Source organism: Streptomyces durbertensis (genome assembly GCF_014156695.1).
GTDB classification, from domain to species: domain Bacteria; phylum Actinomycetota; class Actinomycetes; order Streptomycetales; family Streptomycetaceae; genus Streptomyces; species Streptomyces durbertensis.
Genome location: NZ_WMLF01000874.1, coordinates 1 through 815, shown reverse-complemented (window position 1 = coordinate 815; position 815 = coordinate 1). Strand labels below are relative to the sequence as shown.

The following is an 815-nucleotide window of genomic DNA, read 5'->3' as shown; positions in this document are numbered from 1 at the left end:
CCTCCGGCTCGTGCGCGAGCCGGTACCCCCGCTTCACCACGGTCTGCACCAACCGCGGAGCCCCGAGCGCCGCGCGAAGGCGCGCGATCGCCGTCTCCACGGCGTGCTCGTCCCGCCCCGCTCCCGGCAGCGCCCGCAGCAGTTCGGCGCGCGGCACCACCCACCCGGGCCGCCGCGCCAGCGCCCGCAGCAGCGACATCCCGGCCGGCGGCACCGGCCGCACCTCGCCGTCGAGGACGACCGCGTGCCCCCGGATCTCCAACTGCCGCCCGGCGACCGGCAGGGGACGGCCGGGCAACTCGGCGCACAGCAACTGCACCAGCGGGCCCAGCCGGTAGCGTTCGGGCTGCACCGTCGGCACTTCGACGGCCTGCAACGGCAGCGCCGTCACCGGTCCGACGCAGGCGACGAGCATGTCGTGCCGCAGCGCGCCCAGCACCTCGTCGTACACGCCCCGCGTCTTCGCCCGGTCCAGCAGCGACGCCGCCGCCGGCGCGCTGGTGAACGTCACGGCGTCCAGCACCCGCCCCACCACTGCGTCGATGAGCCGGTCCAGCGGCGCGGTGTCCTCCGGCGGCAGCCACCGGTACACCGGCACGCCCACCACTTCCGCCCCCGCCGCGCGCAGCGCCTCGCAGAAGCCGGGCAGCGGCTCGCCGTGCAGCTGCACGGCCACCCGCCGCCCGTCGACGCCCTCCTCCAGCAGCCGGTCCAGCACCTCCGCCATCGACTCGGACGCCGGCGACCAGCTCTCGTTCAGCCCGGCCGCCCGCACCGCGCCCTTCACCTTCGGCCCCCGCGCCAGCAGTTCGACC

At 77.1% G+C, this 815-nt stretch carries 1 protein-coding gene; it reads right to left on the bottom strand.

Annotated elements, in window-relative coordinates; translation table 11 throughout:
* A partial coding sequence (locus GL263_RS27410; protein WP_182858417.1) for a uroporphyrinogen-III synthase occupies positions 1-815 on the bottom strand: 815 nt, incomplete at both ends.